Source organism: Bacillus sp. SIMBA_026 (genome assembly GCF_046535335.1).
Classification (GTDB): Bacteria; Bacillota; Bacilli; order Bacillales; family Bacillaceae; genus Bacillus; species Bacillus velezensis.
This window is the reverse complement of the sequence record NZ_JAWRWX010000498.1, coordinates 1-234: the sequence shown is the minus strand read 5'-3', so window position 1 is coordinate 234 and position 234 is coordinate 1. Positions and strand designations below refer to the sequence as shown.

General features: G+C 64.1%; 1 pseudogene. It reads left to right on the top strand.

The annotated features are described in order from the left end of the window. Window positions 1-234 (top strand): annotated as a pseudogene (locus SB847_RS22310) (glycoside hydrolase family 32 protein); the annotation flags it as partial.

The window sequence follows — 234 nt, the reverse complement described above, 5'->3', positions numbered from 1 at the left end:
ACGCGCATCACGACTCGTCCCGTGAGGAGGACCCCACCCTGCGCAGGGCCCTTGGATGGGCGAACTTCTGGGACTACCCACACAACACTCCCACCCTGGCAACCGATGCGTACAACGGCGATGACATGATCGTGCGCGACATCCGCCTCAAGAAAGGGAGCGGAAGCTACCACCTCGCCTCAACCCCTACCGCCGGCCTGAGCAACCACGTCAAGCGCACCCAGCGCCTTGGAG